The organism is Eudoraea chungangensis (assembly GCF_029360665.1).
Lineage (GTDB): Bacteria > Bacteroidota > Bacteroidia > Flavobacteriales > Flavobacteriaceae > Eudoraea > Eudoraea chungangensis.
This window is the reverse complement of record NZ_JARDUB010000005.1, coordinates 25,664-44,200: the sequence shown is the minus strand read 5'-3', so window position 1 is coordinate 44,200 and position 18,537 is coordinate 25,664. Positions and strand designations below refer to the sequence as shown.

The 18,537-nt window shown below is 34.8% G+C and carries 20 protein-coding genes and 1 tRNA gene; 10 read left to right on the top strand and 11 right to left on the bottom strand.

What is annotated here, in order from left to right:
* Positions 1-42: 42 nt before the first annotated feature.
* A complete protein-coding gene (locus PXG98_RS12640) occupies positions 43-600 on the top strand; it encodes a TlpA family protein disulfide reductase (protein WP_276391611.1) in 558 nt (185 codons plus the stop codon).
* 66 nt (positions 601-666) lie between these two features.
* On the opposite strand, the gene PXG98_RS12635 is transcribed toward PXG98_RS12640, so the two are convergent.
* From PXG98_RS12635 to PXG98_RS12620, 4 genes are read right to left on the bottom strand one after another with little or no spacing between them, the layout of a single operon-like run.
* Positions 667-1,116, bottom strand: coding sequence for a sterol desaturase family protein (locus PXG98_RS12635; protein ID WP_276391609.1), 450 nt, complete (start codon positions 1,114-1,116; stop codon positions 667-669).
* A gap of 1 nt (position 1,117) precedes the next feature.
* The gene (locus tag PXG98_RS12630) at positions 1,118-1,957 is read right to left on the bottom strand and encodes a phytoene/squalene synthase family protein (protein WP_276391607.1); all 840 of its coding nucleotides are present in this window, start codon (positions 1,955-1,957) and stop codon (positions 1,118-1,120) included.
* A complete protein-coding gene (locus PXG98_RS12625; protein WP_276391605.1) occupies positions 1,954-3,432 on the bottom strand; it encodes a phytoene desaturase family protein in 1,479 nt (492 codons plus the stop codon). The genes PXG98_RS12630 and PXG98_RS12625 overlap by 4 nt, the downstream gene beginning before the upstream one ends.
* A 22-nt stretch (positions 3,433-3,454) precedes the next feature.
* On the bottom strand, positions 3,455-4,354 hold the full coding sequence (locus tag PXG98_RS12620; protein ID WP_276391692.1) for a MerR family transcriptional regulator: 900 nt from the start codon (positions 4,352-4,354) through the stop codon (positions 3,455-3,457).
* Positions 4,355-4,596: 242 nt separating this feature from the next.
* Between PXG98_RS12620 and PXG98_RS12615 the strand changes: the two genes are divergently transcribed.
* Positions 4,597-5,307, top strand: a complete 711-nt coding sequence (locus PXG98_RS12615; RefSeq protein WP_276391603.1) for a 3-keto-disaccharide hydrolase — start codon at positions 4,597-4,599, stop codon at positions 5,305-5,307.
* Positions 5,308-5,354: 47 nt separating this feature from the next.
* Here PXG98_RS12615 and PXG98_RS12610 read toward each other — a convergent pair.
* The 6 genes from PXG98_RS12610 to PXG98_RS12585 all read right to left on the bottom strand — a co-directional run bounded on the left by PXG98_RS12610 (position 5,355) and on the right by PXG98_RS12585 (position 9,919).
* Positions 5,355-5,438 (bottom strand) — tRNA-Leu (locus PXG98_RS12610).
* Between the two features lie 105 nt (positions 5,439-5,543).
* Positions 5,544-5,981, bottom strand: coding sequence for a hypothetical protein (locus PXG98_RS12605; RefSeq protein ID WP_276391601.1), 438 nt, complete (start codon positions 5,979-5,981; stop codon positions 5,544-5,546).
* A gap of 149 nt (positions 5,982-6,130) precedes the next feature.
* Positions 6,131-6,805, bottom strand: coding sequence for an ABC transporter ATP-binding protein (locus PXG98_RS12600; RefSeq protein WP_276391599.1), 675 nt, complete (start codon positions 6,803-6,805; stop codon positions 6,131-6,133).
* Between the two features lie 9 nt (positions 6,806-6,814).
* The gene (locus PXG98_RS12595) at positions 6,815-8,077 is read right to left on the bottom strand and encodes an ABC transporter permease (protein WP_276391597.1); all 1,263 of its coding nucleotides are present in this window, start codon (positions 8,075-8,077) and stop codon (positions 6,815-6,817) included.
* Entirely contained in the window at positions 8,074-9,177 is a 1,104-nt protein-coding gene (locus PXG98_RS12590; protein ID WP_276391595.1) for an efflux RND transporter periplasmic adaptor subunit, read from the bottom strand. The genes PXG98_RS12595 and PXG98_RS12590 overlap by 4 nt, the downstream gene beginning before the upstream one ends.
* Before the next feature lie 43 nt (positions 9,178-9,220).
* The gene (locus PXG98_RS12585) at positions 9,221-9,919 is read right to left on the bottom strand and encodes a LytR/AlgR family response regulator transcription factor (RefSeq protein ID WP_276391593.1); all 699 of its coding nucleotides are present in this window, start codon (positions 9,917-9,919) and stop codon (positions 9,221-9,223) included.
* Between the two features lie 236 nt (positions 9,920-10,155).
* On the opposite strand from PXG98_RS12585, the gene PXG98_RS12580 reads away from it, so the two are divergent.
* From PXG98_RS12580 to PXG98_RS12550, 7 genes are all read left to right on the top strand, one after another.
* Complete coding sequence (locus PXG98_RS12580; RefSeq protein WP_276391591.1) at positions 10,156-10,593, top strand: doxx family protein; 438 nt, start codon at positions 10,156-10,158, stop codon at positions 10,591-10,593.
* 118 nt (positions 10,594-10,711) lie between these two features.
* Complete coding sequence (gene hpf / locus PXG98_RS12575) at positions 10,712-11,011, top strand: ribosome hibernation-promoting factor, HPF/YfiA family (protein ID WP_276391589.1); 300 nt, start codon at positions 10,712-10,714, stop codon at positions 11,009-11,011.
* A 19-nt stretch (positions 11,012-11,030) separates the two neighbouring features.
* On the top strand, positions 11,031-11,867 hold the full coding sequence (locus PXG98_RS12570) for a universal stress protein (RefSeq protein ID WP_276391587.1): 837 nt from the start codon (positions 11,031-11,033) through the stop codon (positions 11,865-11,867).
* 39 nt (positions 11,868-11,906) lie between these two features.
* Entirely contained in the window at positions 11,907-13,805 is a 1,899-nt protein-coding gene (locus PXG98_RS12565) for a sensor histidine kinase (protein WP_276391584.1), read from the top strand.
* Positions 13,806-13,826: 21 nt separating this feature from the next.
* The gene (locus PXG98_RS12560) at positions 13,827-14,882 is read left to right on the top strand and encodes a response regulator (RefSeq protein WP_276391581.1); all 1,056 of its coding nucleotides are present in this window, start codon (positions 13,827-13,829) and stop codon (positions 14,880-14,882) included.
* Between the two features lie 100 nt (positions 14,883-14,982).
* Positions 14,983-16,251 (top strand): DUF1254 domain-containing protein, encoded by a 1,269-nt coding sequence (locus PXG98_RS12555; protein ID WP_276391578.1) that lies wholly within the window; start codon positions 14,983-14,985, stop codon positions 16,249-16,251.
* Positions 16,252-16,361: 110 nt separating this feature from the next.
* Positions 16,362-17,201, top strand: coding sequence for a universal stress protein (locus PXG98_RS12550; protein ID WP_276391576.1), 840 nt, complete (start codon positions 16,362-16,364; stop codon positions 17,199-17,201).
* A gap of 68 nt (positions 17,202-17,269) precedes the next feature.
* Here the strand turns inward: PXG98_RS12550 and trxA are convergent, their stop codons facing one another.
* Positions 17,270-17,569 carry a thioredoxin gene (trxA, locus tag PXG98_RS12545; RefSeq protein WP_276391574.1) on the bottom strand — a complete coding sequence of 100 codons (300 nt, stop codon included), beginning with the start codon at positions 17,567-17,569 and terminating at the stop codon, positions 17,270-17,272.
* Positions 17,570-17,685: 116 nt separating this feature from the next.
* Between trxA and PXG98_RS12540 the strand changes: the two genes are divergently transcribed.
* Complete coding sequence (locus tag PXG98_RS12540; RefSeq protein WP_276391572.1) at positions 17,686-18,534, top strand: universal stress protein; 849 nt, start codon at positions 17,686-17,688, stop codon at positions 18,532-18,534.
* The last annotated feature ends 3 nt before the right edge of the window (positions 18,535-18,537 follow it).

Sequence of the window (18,537 nt, the reverse complement as noted above, 5' to 3'; positions counted from 1 at the left end):
AAACTCCCGATATTCGGGAGTTTTTAGTTTAAATAGACAAATATGAAAGTCTCGAAAAAAACGATCTGGAATCTTTTTATAATTGTATTTGTTCTCTCATTTTTCGTAACCCCAATAGGCTTTCAGGCTAAGGTTCTTTTAAATCAATTATTTGCATCAGAACCCGATGTTTTAGAGCCTGAGGAAGCATACCTTATTAGTGATTTTAGTTGGAAGCTTAAAAATGCAGATGGTAGACCATTTAATTTTAGGGAATCAAAGGGAGAGGTAATATTTGTAAATTTCTGGGCTTCATGGCGGTTGCCCTGTGTAGCTGAATTAAGGAGTATTCAGAAGATGTACAAGGAATATCAAGGTAGAATGGTATTTTATCTTGTAACAAACGAGGAAAGAGAACCCGTAGTAGAGTTTATGAAAAAAAATGACTTTAACTTTCCTGTTACCTACTTAATTATTGGAGAAAAGGCACCTTTTGATATTCCAGAGGCTCCGGCCTCTTATTTGATTGATAGGAATGGTGTAATAAGGATAGTCCAGTCTGGTATTGCAGATTGGGACAACCAGAATACATATCAATTTATTAACCAGTTACTGGAGTAAAAAGCGTAAGAAAAGAAGGCATACTTTTTTCGTGGCTGGCTCAATAAGAAACTACTTAGGAGAGACTTATCGTTTAAAATACTTAAATGGGACTAATAGCATTCCGAAGCACTCGCCATCGCCTTTCCCAATATGTTTGTGATGCATTTTATGTGCTCTTCTTACTCCTCTTGCATACCAATTATTCGCATTTCTAAACATTTTAAATCGCTGGTGAATAAAAATGTCATGAACAAGAAAATAGGTGGCTCCATATGCCATTATTCCAAACCCTAAAGGCCATCCCATCCAAAACCCGTGGTAACTTCCTAAATAAAAAAGAGTCATACTCACCACGGCATAAAAAATAAAGAAAGCATCGTTTCTTTCAAACCATGAATCATGATCTTTTTTATGATGATCCTTATGGAGGCTCCATAAAAAACCATGCATAATATACTTATGGGTAAACCAAGCCATGAACTCCATAAATCCGAAAGTTCCTAAGAATATTAAAATCCAAAGTAAAATTTTCATACTAATACAAATTCAATTTATAATTTACATATGATTTTGCCAACAAGCCAAATTTCTGATAATTGGGAACTCTAATCCGAGTGTTCTTTATTTCCATTGAAGGAGTATTCTGTAGCTTACAAAGTAGTTTGTGGTAGTATTTATAAGCAGTATAAACACCAAATTTTGCCTCATTTGGAAGTTGAACAATACCCTCATAGCCTTTGCTAAAATCATTTTTTATTTCTTCAACAATCCTATACTTTGAAGCTTCATCTAATTCTAATAGATTGGTATTTGGAAAATAAGACCTGTTTAAGTGTTCGTAATCTGCTTTTAGATCTCTTAAAAAGTTAACCTTTTGAAATGCAGAACCTAATGCCATAGCCGATTCTTTTAATTCATTATACCTGTTGTCATCTCCCTTTACAAATACTCTTAGGCACATAAGTCCAACCACATCAGCTGATCCATAAATATATTCTTTGAATTCAGCTTCGGTGTTATAGATAGTCTTGTCCAAATCCATTCGCATACTCTTCATAAAAGAGCTAACAAGATGGTAAGGGATTTGGTATTTGTGGTATGTTTTCTGAAAAGAGTTAAGGATTGGATTGAGACTGATTTTGTTTTCTAGTGCTAGATTCAGATCTTCCTCGAATCTATTGAACAGTTTTTCTTTATCGAAGTCATGGAAGGTATCTACGATTTCATCTGCAAAACGAACAAAGCCATAAATATTATAGATGTCGCTACGGATAGAAGCAGACAGCATTTTTGTAGCTAATGAAAAAGAAGTACTATAAGACTCAGTAACAACTTTACTACACTCAAAAGAAACTTGATCAAAAATCACTTTCATTTAGTAATATTTAAATTTTTACGCATCAATTCCGCTACTAGTTTCCCCGAAATTAAAGATGGTGGTACCCCCGGTCCCGGAACAGTCAACTGTCCGGTAAAGAAAAGATTGGCCACTTTCTTACTTTTTAAACCTGGTCTTAAAAAGGCCGTTTGTGATAATGTATTTGCCATTCCGTAGGCATTTCCCTTGAAAGAATTATACTCCTTAATAAAGTCATTTACACAAAAAGACTCTCTAAATATAATATTATTTTCCACATTTTGACCCGTCCGTTCTTGGAATCTTTTTAAGACGATGTTGAAATACTTATCTCTTAAACTAGGGGTATCCTCTAAGCCTGGTGCAATAGGAATAAGAAAGAAGGCTGTTTCATGATTTTCTGGTGCCATACCTTCATCGGTTACCGAAGGAAAGTTAGCATAAAACAGAGGTCTAGAAGGCCATTTAGGCTTGTCGTATATCTCACTGGCATGTTGGCTAAAGTCTGTGTCGAAGAATAGGTTGTGGTGCTCTATATTGTTTAATTTTTTATCAAAACCTACAAAGAAAAGAAGGGAAGATGGTGCAAATGTTTTTTTCTCCCAATAACTATCGCTGTATTGTCTTTGTGATTTTTCCAGCAGGCTTTCGGTATGATGATAATCGGCACCACTTAATACTAAATCTGCAAAAACATCCTCTTCATTTGTTTTAATCCCATATACCTTCTTGTCTTTGACAAGAATTTTTGAAATGGGTCTTTCCGTATATATAGATACTCCCAGTTCTTCAGCTAATGCCTTCATAGCTAAAATAATCTGATACATGCCTCCTTTTGGGTGCCAAGTTCCTAAACCAAAATCTGCAAAATTCATAAAGCTATAGAATGCTGGTGTTTTACTTGGTTTTGCTCCAAGAAAGAGTACTGGGAATTCTAGTGTTGAGATTAACTTAGGATTTTTAAAGTTTCTTCTAACTTCCTGACTAATGGTTTTAAAAAATTGGTCCACTCTAATGATGGTATCTTTTGTAACCAATTCTAGGGGAGATAAACCAGGTCTATAAACTATTTCGTTAATCGCAATGTCGTAATTTCGCTGAGCCTTTTTTATAAACTTTTCTAAGCGTACAGAACTTCCTTTTTCAATTCTTTCAAACTCCTTATAAATAGAATCTAGGCAATCGCCTATGGTTATAATATCGTCTTCAAAAAATATCTTATACGCAGGGTTTAGCTTGTCTAGTTGATAATAGTCTGAGGTCTTCTTGCCAAAATCTTCAAAAAACCGATCAAAAATGTCTGGCATCCAGTACCAACTTGGACCTATGTCGAAAGTAAAACCTTCTTTTTTTAATTGTCTAGCTCTTCCGCCGACGGTATCATTTTTTTCATAAATACTAACGTTATAGCCATCTTTGGCCAGATAGCAAGCCGCAGATAAGGAGGAAAAACCAGAGCCAATTACGACTACTTTTTTCTTCTTATTTTCCATTTATATAGTTGAATATCTAAAATTACAAGGCTGTAGACAATTCTTCCACAGATTCAAAGGTACGAATGTATGGTGGAAGTTTTTCCTTATTTAGGTGTTGAATTTGCCTACCTAAAACCCATAAAGAAGACTTTCCATTTTCCGCAAGAATATTGCCAAAATCACGAATGTAATTAGATAATTTGTCTTTGGTAGGAACCACAGTGAAATAGGAAACAAAGTGCAAATTTTGATAATAATTTTTGAGATCTGTAAGATTCTCAATAGGCATTGTCTGCCCAAGATAAATGGTTTTGTAACCTCTTAAGATTATTTCGTAATTGATAAATAATAAACCAATTTCATGGATTTCATTCTCGGGAAGAAAGAGTACAAATACTTTATCTTTCTTGCTAGGTTCCATCAATTGCAACTTTTCCGTACTGGTATAAATCTTCTGTTTAATTAAATTTGTGATGAAATGTTCATGTGCAGGACTTATAGTATCTGTCTGCCATAGAAGACCAAGTTCATTTAGCAGCGGAATAAATACATCCCAAAATATTTCTCGAAAAGACTTTTCTGCTAGTAAAGTATTGTATGTATTTTGAAATAGAGTTATATCAAAATTTATCATGGAAAGCTTAAAAGCATTCAAGGCATGATTTTGAACACTATTTTTGGCTACGATTTCTCTTACTACCAGAGCTATTTCATTCTCTGGGATTTTTGAAATCTTTGAAATCTTGTAGCCATTATTGTAGAGCAAAGTAATATTTAAAAGCTTTTGCAAACTCTCTAGACTATAGGTTCTTATGTTAGTAGTAGTTCGTTCGGGAGATAAAAGGTCATACCTTTTTTCCCATATTCGAATGGTATGTGCTTTAATACCCGATAGGTTTTCTAAATCACGAATGCTAAAAGATTTTTTTACATTGTTCATCATTTATAAATAATGTTTAAACAAAGTTAAAGATTTTTTAGCCTTACTTTCCTAATGTTAGCATAAATTTTATTGAAATATGGGATGTTCCGTAAAATTAATGCATAGAAGTAGCTTAAAAACGGAAGGGAATTCTATTAAATAGGATATCTTTAATCGCACTAACACCCACTTAGAGCTTGCTAGAAGGTGGGAATTACATTCAGTAAACTATAGTTTTAAGTCTTTATATTCGCTTTCTTATGAAATATTTTATAATTATATGCCTGCTACTTCTTGGACTTGGATGTAAAATAAAAGAGGACAACGACAAAACCCCGATCTCTCAGCTTCGGGACACAACAAAATCGGAATGGACCTCTCTTATGAATAAAGAGGACTGGAAAGGATTTAATTCAGCAGTAATTCCGGCTAAATGGACGATAGAAAATGACCTGATATCATGTAAAGGTGAAGGAGGGGAAGAAGGTGGTGATATAATCACTTTAGCTAGCTTTGATAATTTTGAATTGGAGTTTAAATGGAAAATAAGTAACAAAGGCAATAGTGGTGTTTTTTACCATGTTTTGGAAGACCCTAAATATAAGTACCCTTACGAGACTGGTGCGGAGTTTCAAATACTAGATGATGCAGGTTTTGATCATCCCATTGAAGAATGGCAAAAGGCAGGTGCCAACTACGCCATGCATATTCCAAATGGTGATAAAAAGTTAAATATAGTAGGAGAATGGAATACGAGTAAGATAGTTTTTAATAACGGAGAGGTAGAACATTGGTTAAACGGAAAAAAAATTATTCAATTCAACAAAAAATCTGAAGACTGGAAAGAAAAAAGAAATAGCGGAAAATGGAATGACTATCCGGATTATGGTATCTCCAATGAAGGGCATTTTGCCCTGCAAGATCATGGTGCCGGAGTTTGGTTTAAAGATATTAGGGTAAAGGAATTATGAGATAAGGTGATCAAAAAAAACCGCTTCTTTTAATGAAGCAGTTTTTGTGCCCACGACTGGAGTCGAACCAGCACGTCCTTTCGAACACTACCCCCTCAAGGTAGCGTGTCTACCAATTCCACCACGTGGGCAAATACCATTTTGGCAGCTGCAAATATAACGAAGTATTTGTATTTACAACTACCAAAAGTTAACCCAAACAAAGTAGTATAGACATATATTCGCAAATAGAAAGATTAGGATTTTAAAACATTTACTAATTCCTCATTATCAATAACATATTCTGTTATCTGAAAAACACTTTTTCTATTTTCTCTGAAAGCTTTTACAAAATCTGCAATGCCCTTTTCTAATTGGTGATGTTCTTTCGTAATATAGGATTCCTTAATATTACTTGTTTTATCTATAATCCGCCCAATTTCTGTTCTATGATCTGTAATCTTTTCTAGTAGTTCTGTACTATCTGTGCGAAGCTCAAGTAGGTGATTCCGCAATTCTTCTACCAATTTTAGATTTTTGTCTTTAGTAATCCAAATGATATACTTGTCTATCAGGTGGTGTAAGAATCTAAGGTCGTCTTGATAAAATTCCATGTCGGACTTCCAATGATCTGATAGGATGTATAACTCTTTCCAGCTAGAAGTTTCTCTATTAGTATTTTTTGTATCTGCCATGATTCTTTTCTTTAAGATTACTATAAAGATATATGTTCAGGGCATTAAATTTTATGATATTAGTCATGCCAATAGGTTCATAAAAATACTGTAATAGCTTCTTAAACCAATTACTAAGTGGGCAATTTTACAAGATGCCATTGGCTACTTTATTTTACTAAATAACCATCTTCCATCTCAATGATACGATCCGTCCTTTTCGCGAAGTCTAAATCATGAGTTACTATTAGTAAAGAGAGACCTTCTTCTTCTTTAAGGCGTTTAAAAATTTGAAAAACATTCTCGGCATTATAGCTGTCTAGATTACCCGTAGGCTCATCACCCATAAGAATGCTAGGACTATTTATAAGGGCTCTGGCAATTGCAACACGCTGTTTTTCCCCGCCTGAAATTCTAGATGCCCTTTTATTTGCAAGCTGTTCTATATTTAGCATTTTAAGTTTTGAAAAAGCATTGTGTTCAATTTCGGAAGTGCTTAGACGCCCCAACTTTTTAGCTGGAAGCATCACGTTTTCCAGAACACTAAACTCGGCAAGTAGATAATGGAATTGAAAAACAAAGCCAATATGCTCATTTCTTATTTTAGATAATTCCTGATGACTTTTCCCCGTAACAAGTTGATTATTTAGGAAGAGTTTGCCTTCATAGTCCGTATCCATGGTAGAGAGAATATATAAGAGCGTCGATTTACCTGAGCCAGACTTCCCCATAATAGAGCTGAACTCGCCTGAATTAATCTGGAAATTAATGTCTTTTAACACATGAAAATCCACGGGTTTTTTAAAGTGTTTATTTATATTTTCAGCTTTTAAAACTGCTTTCATACCAAATTATTAATTCCCTCTTATTATCCTTACAGGATCAATCTTCCGGGCTTTATTGGCCGGCAAATAACCTGCGATAAAAGTGGATATTAGGGCAAATGTAATTCCAATAACATAATAGCTAAATTGATAGTTTACCGGAAAAGTTTTTATAGTTGGCAGGGCTTCTGTTTCGAAGGGAATACCGTCAATTATTGTGGAAAAAATAAATCCAAGGATAAGCCCCAATATACCACCTGCAATGCCAATAATAATAGCCTGACTCATAAATATATACTGAACGTCTCTACCCGAAAAGCCAGTTGCTTTCAGGATTGCAATGTCCTGCATTTTTTCATAAATAAGCATATTTAAGATGTTATATATGCCAAAGCCAGCTACAATAAGAAGGGTAATGGAAACGGCATAGGTTATTATATTTCTAATACTACTCCCTGTTTCAAATTGTGCATTGGCTTCATTAATATCTGTGGCCTTAATCTTAAATTGTTTTTCTAACTCCTTTGCTATTGGGGTTGCTTTATTTATATTGTTCAGCTTAATATTGATATCGGTAATATAATTTTGGGCTTTTCCCTGAATTTTTTGGAGGGTCTTTAGGTTCGTAAAACTTTGAATATTATCAATTTCGGCCAATCCACTTTGGTAGATTCCAACTATTTTTAAGGGAAATACAGCTCCTTCCACGGTACTTACCTGTACTCTGTTCCCAACGGAAAGCGACATTTTATTTGCCAAGCCAGATCCTAATAAAATGCCATTTTCATTGTTTTTTAATGCTTCCGGACTTCCTTTTATTATGTTATCTCTGATGTTAGACAGTCGGACCTCTTCCATTACGTCGATACCAACCAGATTCCCACCTAATTCTATAGAACCAGATATATAAAAAATTTGTAATCTCAACTGGGGTGTAGCTCCTTTTACCTCTTTGTTTTTCTTTAAGTAGTCTAAAATTGGTAAGGCATTGTGTATTTTGGTCTGACTAATTTTGGGCTTAATAGAGCGAACTACATTAAAATCGGTACTTAGCGGTCTTGCCAAGTCTATGGGTTGTTGGGCCGAAGGTTCTATATCGTTGTACATGTGAATATGGGGCGTTTGGTTTAGAACCAAATTGTCTAACATCTCATTTAGACCAGTCATAAAACTTACCAGAGTGATATACGCTCCAATACCAAAAGTAACCCCTAAGGATGCAGTAATTGTAGATTTTAACTTGGTCAACAAATGAGTTTTTGCAATACTCAGAATTACCTTCCAGTTAGTCATTCGGTGGGTTTATATATATATGTGTCTGCATTTAAGCCTTTTAATACCTCAACCTTATCTAAGTTCTCTGATCCTAGTACGATTGGTATTATGCCCTCTACTGTTTTTACCTTATTTGATCCAATCAGATACGATTTGGGAATGGTAAGCACTCCTTCTTTTTCAGCAATTACAATATTGCCTTCTCCAGCCAAGCCAGGATATAGAACTGAGGGGAGTGTGTCAAATAAAGCTTCAACCTTGAATGTCTGGGAACGCTCATCCTTTTGGGGATAAATTTTATTTAATGTCGCGCTAAATGTCTCTGTGCCATAGGCGTCTAATGTAATTATTACTTTCTGACCCAGCCTAAGCTTTACGATATCCACTTCGTCTACCTGCATTTCAATTATAAAATCTTCGGTACTGCCAATAATAGCTATTGGTCCTGAGGTATTGACTATTTCTCCGGGGTTTTTTAACAGGGCATAGACCTTTCCGTTAATGACGCTTTCTACAGAAAAGTCGTCCGTGGTAATCAGAGCACTTTGATAGTTATTTTCAGCTTGTCTTAATCGGGTATCGAGCTCGGTCTCTGTCCGATCATAGTTGCTTTTAAGTAATGTCAATTTATTCTTTGAAAGTTCAAAGGCAAGCTTTTTATTATCAAATTCTATTTTAGAACCAATATTTTGATCCCAAAGGTTCTTTTGCCGGGTATAATTTATGGAGTCATTCTTGTATTGTAATTGTGCGGCACTTATTTCATCTCTCAGAGCCCTCAAAAGAGTATTACTACCCTGGTAATTTTCTCTTGCCAGATGCAAACTAAGTTTGGCATTTTCTGTATTCAGTTTGGGAGTATTATTAATAATTTGGGCAATGGGTGTTCCCTTGGTTACAAGATCACCTTCTTCTACTAAATTGGTTTCTAAAATTCCGCCTACTGCGGCATATACCTGATATAGGCTATCTGGTTGAACAATCACCGAGGAGTAAACAGATTCTATAAGCTTTTCTTCCGAGGGCAGAATTTTATCGACATTGTTTTTGCAGGAAAACACAAGTAAAAGACAGTAAAAAGGCAAGTAATTTCTAAGTAGTATAAACCATTTTTTCATGGAATGTTCAATTCATCAATTCTTATAAATGTACTTAAATTATCTATATTTCTATAGCCAAGAGTTCTTGGAGTTTCTTTTGATTTCTACTTAAAGGTATTTCTTTTCTTCCGATATCTAGATTCGATACACCGATGTTCTTAACTTTTTTAAGATTAACGATATAAGACCTGTGTGTTCTAAGAAATTGTTCAGATGGAAGAAGAAGGCCAATAGATTTCATAGTTGTTAGAACAATTATTTTTTCAGTTGTAGTAACTATTTTTACATAGTCGCCCAAGGCTTCAATCCACAAAATATTATCTACCGCGATTAACCTGTCCTTCATCTCACTTCTAACACATATTTTGACCGTAGAGCTGTAGGAATTTTGCTCCCTCGACTGGAGTTTAATTACCTTACGGATGGCTTTGTTAAACCTTTCTCTGCTTAGGGGTTTTACCAAAAAGTCGGTAGCACCAAAGTCGAATGCAAGTAAAGCATTATTCGTATCTGCGGAGGTTAGAATTAGTGATATACCTTTTAATAGGGAATCGGAATTTATTAATTCATGCAGTAAAGGATGTTCTATATCTATAATTACGACATCAATTTTTTGTCGGGTTAAAAATTTATTTAAACTACTCGGCCTGGCTACACCAGCTGTTAAAACTAAATTTTTATGGTTTAGAACTAGGGAACTAACCGAATTTAATTCCTCTGCTGCCTTTTCAACTACTAAAACTTTCAATAGTAAATTCATCTGCTAAGCTTAAATTAGTAACAATGGGTATAGCTCAACAAGAGCAACCTAGTTCAAAACTATTGATAATAAAAATTCTGATTTATGATAAAAATCATTTAACGAAAATATCCTTTTCTTGCGGCAGCCAAGTTTTTACTAAATAATCCATAGCAAAAGAATTTCAGTAATGTTTAGAAAGTATGATATTTATCAGCTTTTACCTATGATATCATATCTATTTTGGCATTTTTATTATGAGAGAATTGGTTATTGAATATTGGAACAAAAGGAAAAATATAAATTATCTTCCTGTTAGTATTGGTATCGTCTACTTATGGTTTGGGGCTTTAAAATTCTTTAGTGGAGTAAGTCCTGCCGAAGAATTAGCCAAGAGTACTATAGAGCGGTTAATATTTGGAATTCTACCTTCAACGTATTCTATAATTCTTTTGGCAATTTGGGAAACCCTTATAGGGATACTTTTAATTGCAAACATTTATAGGAAGGCCGCCCTTCGTATGGCTCTGGTCCATATCCTGTTTACCTTTTCTCCTTTCCTTTTCTTTCCCGAATTACTCTTTAGTCAAACTCCATTTGGATTAACACTTTTGGGGCAGTATATTATTAAAAATGTAATTATACTCGGAGTTCTGCTAGTGTTACTAAAGGAGGGTCAACCTAGTAAATACTAAGTCCTTTAACTTATTCTTTTTTATTTCTGTTTCCAGGGGAATTTATTAAAATGATAAATGTCATAGTTTAGACTTCCGTAAATGGCGAATTTTATTCTAAACTTAATTATAAATAACTATGACGATTAATATACAGTATGTTCAAATGCCAACTAGTGATTCAATGAGTGATATTGTTATTGCTAAACTACAAAAGCTAGAAAAAAAGTACGATTGGCTTATTAAGGCGGATGTCTTTTTTAAACTAGAAAATGACCCTTCAGGAATGGGGAAAATATGTGAAATTCAGCTGAGTGCTCCGGGCCCCAGACTTTTTGCTAAATCTAACCAAGATAATTTTGAAAAGGCGGCCGCAACTGTAGTAAAGGAATTAGAAAACCAATTGGCTAAACGCAAAGACATGCTCAAGAAACATTAGCCAAATAAATTTAACAGAAATGAGAAAGATTTTAGTGCCAGTTGATTTCTCAGAATACTCTGACTATGCCTTAGAAGTGGCTGCACAGTTTGCGAAAACATATAAGGCAGATATACTGGTGCTACATATGATGGGCCTTTCAGAGGCTTACTTAACCAAAAGTCCTTCAGAAGAAGCAGCAGAAGCTCATTACTATATGAAGTTGGCGAAGCAACGGTTTACCAAACTTTTAGACAAGCCCTATCTTCAAGGAATTCGATTTACAGAGCTGGTACAGAATTACAAAATTTTTAGTGAAATCAATGAATTAGCTAAAGAAGAAGGGGTAGATTTAATTGTAATGGGGTCACATGGTAAAAGTGGTATTGGAGAGTTTTTTGTAGGCTCAAATACGGAAAAGGTTGTAAGGACGTCTGAAGTCCCTGTACTAGTCATTAAGAAGCAACGCAGCGCCTATCATCCTTCTTTGATAGTCTTTGCATGTGATTTTGAACTGGAAAGTCTAAAAGCATATCAAAATGCCATGGCATTATTTAAAAAGTGGCAGGCCGAGGTACATTTGGTATATGTAAACTTACCAAACGACGATTTTAAAAGCACTGAGGAGATCCTGGAGAAAAGGGATTTATTCCTAAAAGTAGCCTATCACAATCAGCATCCTTCTAAACAGCAGCTAGTAACAGTTTCTGACTATACCATAGAAGGTGGTGTTTTTTCATATGCCGAACAACAGAACGCAGATCTTATTGCAATAACTACTCATGGTCGCAATGGTATTGCCCATTTTTTTAAAGGCAGCATAAGTGAGGCAATGGCCAACCATGCAGATAGGCCAATTATTACTTTTAGGATCTAGTATTAGTTGTATAAGATTAGTTAGTCGAAAACCATTTGTATGCATGTTTTTGAAAAAAATACTAATATATTTCACTTGCTTTCAGAAGCCGTTACAGAAGGTATCCTGGTGGTTGATGAGCAGCAGCGAATAGTTTCCATTAACGGGAAAGCGGCTGCACTATTTGGTTATATAAAGAAGGAGTTAATGCAGAAGTCTTTATCTCTTCTCATTCCCGATCATTTTACGGAAGCACATAAATCTCATGTTAAACATTTCCTTTGCAATAAAAGAGAAGATGGGGAGCTCAAGGCTAATTGTACCCTTGGTAAAAGAAAAGCCGGTGATACGTTTCCATTAGAATTAACTTTTCATCCATTTCAGGTGTATGGAAAAAACTATGTTTTGGCATTGATACAGGATAAATCCGAAACGGAAGAAATAATACAAAATCTACATTTAAAAGAGGACGCCTTAGACGCAACTTTAAATGGTATTACTATAACGGATGCTTCAAAAAAAGGACACCCGATTGTCTATGTAAATAAGGCGTTTATAAATTTAACCGGCTATAATGAAAGCGAAATATTAGATCGAAATTGTACTTTTCTTCAAAAGAATAAGACCCATGACAAAGGATTTAGAGTGATGTTAAAAGCAATGGCTCTAGGGAAAAAATGTCGTGTACAGGTAAAGAATGTCAAGAAGGACGGGACGGCATTTTGGAACGAGGTGTCTATCAATCCCATAAAGAATAAAAAAGGAGAAATTACCCATTATGTTGGGGTTCACAACGATATTTCTCATAAAAAAAAGGCAGAAGAGGAAATACGACATTTTTTGAAAATATTTGAGGATTCATTAAATGAAATTTTTGTTTTTGATGCCAACAGCCTCTGTTTTACGCATGCCAATTACGGTGCGATTAAGAACACCGGATATAGCCTTAAAATGCTTAAAAAATTGAAAATAACAGACTTGTTTGTTAATGGTTTTGAAAAGCAGCTAAGAGATAAACTAGATCTTATATTGGATAGTTCGCAAAGGAAATTAGTCTTTGAAACCAGAATACAAAGAAAGAATGGCAGTATATATCCTGTAGAAGTACATCTTCAGACGTCCTCTTTGCATAGCACGAAGGTGGTAGTGGCGATGGTATTAGATATTTCGGAAAGAAAGAATTATACAGAGGAGTTAGAAAGGAAGGTTAAAGATAGAACTAAGGAATTGAAAAGTTCTTTAGAAAAGGAGAAGGAACTAAGTGAATTAAAAACGAAGTTTCTTTCAATGGTGTCTCACGAGTTTAAAACGCCTTTAAGTACTATCTTAACCTCTGCAACTTTAGTGAGTAAGTACACTGAGAAGGAACAGCAAGAGAAACGAGAGAAACATTTAAAAACCATAAGTGCTGGAGTACAACGCTTAACGGATATTTTAAATGACTTTCTGTCTATAGAACGTATTGAGAAAGGAAAACAGTTTTATAACTGTACCAGGTTTTCCCTAAGTAAAGTGGTCAATGAAGTATTATACAATGCGAATATGTTTTTAAAAACGGGGCAAAATATAAAGTATCCGATGCATATTGAGGATGTCAGTATTTACCAAGACGAACGTATCGTAAGTCTAATCCTCACGAATTTAATTCACAATGCAATTAAATATTCTCCCGAGAACACCAACATAATATTAAAAATTACTATTCAGGAAAAAACTATGCAGATGCGTGTTATTGATAGTGGTTTGGGGATTCCAGAGAAAGATCAAAAACATATTTTTGACAGATATTTCAGAGCGGATAATGTCTTATTAACTCAGGGTACGGGTATTGGTCTAAACATTGTTCATTCTCATGTAACCAAGCTTGGGGGGAATATAAGTTTCAAAAGTGTAGAGAATAAAGGAACCGAGTTTACAGTAGAACTTCCAATTTCACAAAGAGAAATTGTAAGCGTTTAATCCATTCTAAACTTAAAGATTATGAAAAGGCAAATTGTGTTGGTAGAAGATGATAAAACACTTAGGGAAAGTGTTGCGGAACTATTAGAACTTAATGGTTTTGAAGTTTTTACTGCTTCTGATGGGGAAAAAGGTCTGAAGTTAATTCAAAACACTATGCCAGATATTGTTTTATGCGACATAATGATGCCTAAACTGGATGGATATGCCGTACTGGAATGTTTGTTAACAAAGCCAGAAACTAGAGGAATTCCCTTTATTTTTTTAAGTGCCAAAGCAGAAAGAATAGATGTTCGCAAAGGAATGTCCTTAGGTGCCGACGATTATTTGTCAAAGCCTTTTCAAGAATGGGAACTACTTGGAGCTATTAATAGTAGGTTGGCTAAGGCAGAGATACTAAAAGGCCCTGAGGATTTGGTTTCTAGTAGCGAAAAAATAAGCGAAGAGATTAAGAATATTAATGCGTTTAAAAATTATATCGATGATCATGGATTGGAGAAGAAATATAAGTTTGGAGAAACTATTTATCGGGAAGGAGACCATGCCAATCTAATATATTTAGTTAAATCTGGAGTAATCAAAACCCATAAGCTAGATGAAAAAGGAAAGGAATTAATTACTGGAATTTATAAGCCCGATGACTTTTTTGGGTTTACGAACTTTACCAGTATTCAACCTTACGATGAGTTTGCCACAGCCATTGAAACTTCCGTTTTAACGACTTTACCTCAGGAAGATTATAGTAAAATATTAGGGCAAAATCATGAGCTTTCCATAGAATTACTGGAATATCTTTCTGAACATCTCACGGATATTAAAAGGCAATTAATACAATTGGCCTATGGCACGGTCCGGCAAAAAACGGCCAGTACTTTACTGAAATTTGCCGACAGGTTACAATCTAATGATAAAGGGAATATTCATGTGCTTAGAAGCGATTTAGCAAGTGTAGCTGGAATGGCCACAGAAACGCTCATAAGAACACTTTCTGCTTTTAAAAAGGAGGGACTTATTGCCATTAACGACAGGGAAATTGGTATTTTGGACAGTAGTAAACTAAAAAAAATAGCAGATTAGTTTTCTTAGAACATATTTCAATTTATTTTCGACAGGGATTATCCGAATTAATTCTAATAACTACATAAAAGTTCTATCCTAATTTTCCTAATTTAATTTTATGAGATTAAAACACTTTTCCTTGTTTCTAGCAAGTTTATTTTTGCTGCTTTCCTGTATGAAAGACGAGACACCAGAACTTTCTAACAAAGAATACCAGGATATCGCTTACGAAGCGTTTATCTATTCGTATCCAGTTTTAGCGCAGATAAAGCTGGTTAATTCCCTACTTGAAAAAGAAACTCTTGTAAAGAATAAATTTACCTTAATTAGTGGTTTCTTATCTAAAGATACCACCTCCAATAAGACGGGTGTTAGGATTTTACCTAATACAGCAGGGATTTTAGTAGATATAACGAAAGGCCCTGTAATTATAGATGTTCCAACGATAAGAGATGCTTATGTGGCTTATCAATGTATAGACATGTTTACCCATAATATTTTCTATATGGGTACAAGAGCTAATTTTGGCTATGGGGGTAGGTTTGTTTTTTATAAGGAGGGTCAGGGACTTCCAAATGATCAGTCGATTCAAAGTATTTTACTGGAAGGAAACTATGCCGTTGTGTTAATGGGGCTTCTCAACAAAAATAGTTGGGAACAAAAGAAGCTAGAGGAAATAGTGAATGAGGTAAAGGTAGTTTATGCTCCCTTGGAAACTTCTGTATATCCTACCTATAAAGAAGAAAAGGCTTTTTCTCCCAATTTTGTCTCTTATGTCAATAGTTTAATGGATAGTATTCCGAAGAAGGAAGTGGCATTATTAGAGCGTTTTAAGCCTATAGGAATTATAGATTCTGTACGTTTAAAACCAGAACAATTAATAGCAGTACAAAAGGGAATTGATTCTGCATTATCTTCTATTAAGTCTTCGGTAAAGGAAATGAAGGCTCTAAATGGCTATTCTAGTTCTATGGGTTTTTACGGAAACCCCTATGCATTTAAAGGAGATTATTTAAAAAGAGCTACAGGAGCTTTTGTTCAATTGTGGAGTAACTCCCCTGAGGAGTCCGTTTGGTACAGGGCTTCCACAGAGGGAGAGGGTAAAATACATTTTAATAAAAAAGACTTCCCACCTTTAGGAAAGAATGGATTTATGACGGTCTCCATACTGGATTCAAACAACCACCAAATAGGAAAGAGTCTTACGTTTACCAAAGAGATGTTAGATAAAAAAGACACTTTTGATCTATACTTCTCTGCAGAGGTACAAAAAGAGTATTGGTTAAAGATTCCTAATGGAAGTTTTACAATTTCCCTTGAAGTATTTCTCCCGGAAACCGCAAGGGTTATAGATTACAGCCCTCCACAGTTTGAAAAAGAACTTTGACTTGGTTTTCTTGCTAAGTAGAAGCTTTATCAGCTATAAGAGTAAGAGCATGACTTGCATCATTTCCTATTCTTATACAGACCAATACTTTAGTGTTAAACTAAAAGACCATGAAGCGTATACTGATTCCCACAGATTTTTCTGAGAACTCTTCCAATGCAATTGAATATGGTTTGCAATTATTTAAAAAGAGTAAATGTTTGTTTTATTTATTGCATATAAATCCGATTCCTCCTTATTCCGGAGCGGGTACTTCCATACGGTCTAGCGGCTCAGAATTGCAAAAAGCATATCTTGAAGAGAGTAAAAAAAGAATACATGCATTACTTTGTAAAATAGAAGAAAGGAATGCTAATACATTACACTCTTTTAAGACTATTGCTCTATACGATTTTTTTGTGGATGGTATAAATGCGGAGGTAGAGAAAAATAATATTGATATGATCATCATGGGAACCAAAGGAGCCACGGGTTTTAAGGGAGCTGTTGTTGGCAGTAATACTGGAGATGTTATTACCAAAGTGAAATGTCCCCTCCTTGCTATTCCTGAAGACGCCTTATATAAAAGAATAAAGGAAATCGCTTTTCCGACTGACTACCACATGACTTATGATATGAAGGTCTTAGATACACTTAGTGCCATGGCAGTGATGAATAAGGCAATTCTTAGAATTGTGCATATATCCATAAAAGGGGAAAAATTAAACGAAGAACAAGAATCCAATAAGGAGTTTTTACACGATTATCTCAGGGGAATAGATCATAGCTTCCATTTAGTAAGAGGCAATCGCCTGGAAACTTCCATTCAGTGTTTTGTTGATAGTCGAGAGATTGATATGGTAGCCATGGTTGCAAAAAATTTAAATTACTTTCAGAGAATTCTTTTTAAGCCTTCTGTGGAAGAGATTAGCTACCATACGGAAATACCTTTTCTGGTCTTACACGAATAACGAAAGAAAAGGACTTGGAACAACACCTTTTAAAACTAAAAATGGGTTTATGTTTTTGTTAGTCCGACTTATTGATGCGATTTAACAATGGTAATTATATCATTTTTTGGAAGAACACCTGATTGTCTCCAAAGTTGTTTGTTGTTCTTAAAGAGCATCATAGTTGGGACGCCTCTAACCTGAAACTTCGTTGCTAGGGCCTGATTCTTATCTACATCTATCTTGATTATTTTTACCGAATCCCCCAATTCTTTTTTTACTTCTTTTAAAATAGGAGCTAAGGTTTTGCACGGGCCGCACCAGTCTGCATAAAAATCTATTAATATGGGTATGTTGCCAGAAGTAATAGACAAAAAATCTTTTTTCATAGGGTATAAAAATATGAATAAAGATAAAAAATATGCTCCATTTCATTACTGATCTTTGTCATAGTATTGGATGGTTATTGTGCGTAAATTTAGCTTGTTAGTTCATAAAGATTTATATGATGCGAAAGATTGTTATTCCTACAGACTTTTCTAAGAATGCCTTTAACGCCTTGTATTTTGCCTCCAAACTTTTTAAATATACAAGGTGCGATATGTACGTGTTACATGCCTATGCTGATGAAGTCTATAACGAATCCGAAAGTAAAAGCAGGGAGGAGATGGAGAGAAGAAAAGAAAAGATATATGATAAAGTAGACTTGCAGCTTTTGCATTTAGAAGAAAAGATAAATGAGTGTCTACCGAATCCTAAGCACAAGTATAAAATGCTGTCTGCTTTTGGATCTCTGACTGATGAGGTGAATAATTTGGTAAATTTAGAAAATGCCGACTGTGTGGTTATGGGAACTAGGGGAAAAACGAATGATAGGCAAATTACATTTGGCTCTAACACGGTCCAGGTAATGAAATATGTTCAGTGCCCTGTACTTGCAATCCCGGAAGACTATACCTATCATGAGCCCAGGGAAATATTGTTTCCATCAGATTATATGGTTCCATATAAAAGAAGAGAACTCAAGTTTCTATGTGAAATAGCCGGCTCATATAGATCTGCAATACATTTGCTTTATATAAATCCAATTCAAAAACTATCTATAAGACAAGAAGATAATATGCACTACCTTAAGGAGTGTTTGTACAAAGCCCATTTGAGTTTTGAAACAACCGAGGAAAAGGACAAAACAATGGCGATAACAAAGTATATTTTGCATAATAAGATAGATATGTTGGTGATGGTAAATAGCCAGCACTCTCATTTAGAAGATTTACTGTATCAATCTACCTTAGAAAAGATTGGCTTACATATTAAAATACCATTTTTGGTTTTTCAAAATTTACATCGGTAACCT

Bases quoted from the DNA above. Each gene is read 5' to 3' on its own strand.
- PXG98_RS12540 (WP_276391572.1), top strand. From the start codon at position 17,686: ATGATGCGAAAGATTGTTATTCCTACAGACTTTTCTAAGAATGCCTTT.
- PXG98_RS12595 (WP_276391597.1), bottom strand. From the start codon at position 8,077: ATGACTAACTGGAAGGTAATTCTGAGTATTGCAAAAACTCATTTGTTG.
- PXG98_RS12590 (WP_276391595.1), bottom strand. From the start codon at position 9,177: ATGAAAAAATGGTTTATACTACTTAGAAATTACTTGCCTTTTTACTGT.
- PXG98_RS12565 (WP_276391584.1), top strand. From the start codon at position 11,907: ATGCATGTTTTTGAAAAAAATACTAATATATTTCACTTGCTTTCAGAA.
- PXG98_RS12625 (WP_276391605.1), bottom strand. From the start codon at position 3,432: ATGGAAAATAAGAAGAAAAAAGTAGTCGTAATTGGCTCTGGTTTTTCC.
- PXG98_RS12620 (WP_276391692.1), bottom strand. From the start codon at position 4,354: ATGAACAATGTAAAAAAATCTTTTAGCATTCGTGATTTAGAAAACCTA.
- PXG98_RS12630 (WP_276391607.1), bottom strand. From the start codon at position 1,957: ATGAAAGTGATTTTTGATCAAGTTTCTTTTGAGTGTAGTAAAGTTGTT.
- PXG98_RS12550 (WP_276391576.1), top strand. From the start codon at position 16,362: ATGAAGCGTATACTGATTCCCACAGATTTTTCTGAGAACTCTTCCAAT.
- PXG98_RS12555 (WP_276391578.1), top strand. From the start codon at position 14,983: ATGAGATTAAAACACTTTTCCTTGTTTCTAGCAAGTTTATTTTTGCTG.
- trxA (WP_276391574.1), bottom strand. From the start codon at position 17,569: ATGAAAAAAGATTTTTTGTCTATTACTTCTGGCAACATACCCATATTA.
- hpf (WP_276391589.1), top strand. From the start codon at position 10,712: ATGACGATTAATATACAGTATGTTCAAATGCCAACTAGTGATTCAATG.
- PXG98_RS12635 (WP_276391609.1), bottom strand. From the start codon at position 1,116: ATGAAAATTTTACTTTGGATTTTAATATTCTTAGGAACTTTCGGATTT.
- PXG98_RS12580 (WP_276391591.1), top strand. From the start codon at position 10,156: ATGAGAGAATTGGTTATTGAATATTGGAACAAAAGGAAAAATATAAAT.
- PXG98_RS12605 (WP_276391601.1), bottom strand. From the start codon at position 5,981: ATGGCAGATACAAAAAATACTAATAGAGAAACTTCTAGCTGGAAAGAG.
- PXG98_RS12600 (WP_276391599.1), bottom strand. From the start codon at position 6,805: ATGAAAGCAGTTTTAAAAGCTGAAAATATAAATAAACACTTTAAAAAA.
- PXG98_RS12560 (WP_276391581.1), top strand. From the start codon at position 13,827: ATGAAAAGGCAAATTGTGTTGGTAGAAGATGATAAAACACTTAGGGAA.
- PXG98_RS12640 (WP_276391611.1), top strand. From the start codon at position 43: ATGAAAGTCTCGAAAAAAACGATCTGGAATCTTTTTATAATTGTATTT.
- PXG98_RS12585 (WP_276391593.1), bottom strand. From the start codon at position 9,919: ATGAATTTACTATTGAAAGTTTTAGTAGTTGAAAAGGCAGCAGAGGAA.
- PXG98_RS12570 (WP_276391587.1), top strand. From the start codon at position 11,031: ATGAGAAAGATTTTAGTGCCAGTTGATTTCTCAGAATACTCTGACTAT.
- PXG98_RS12615 (WP_276391603.1), top strand. From the start codon at position 4,597: ATGAAATATTTTATAATTATATGCCTGCTACTTCTTGGACTTGGATGT.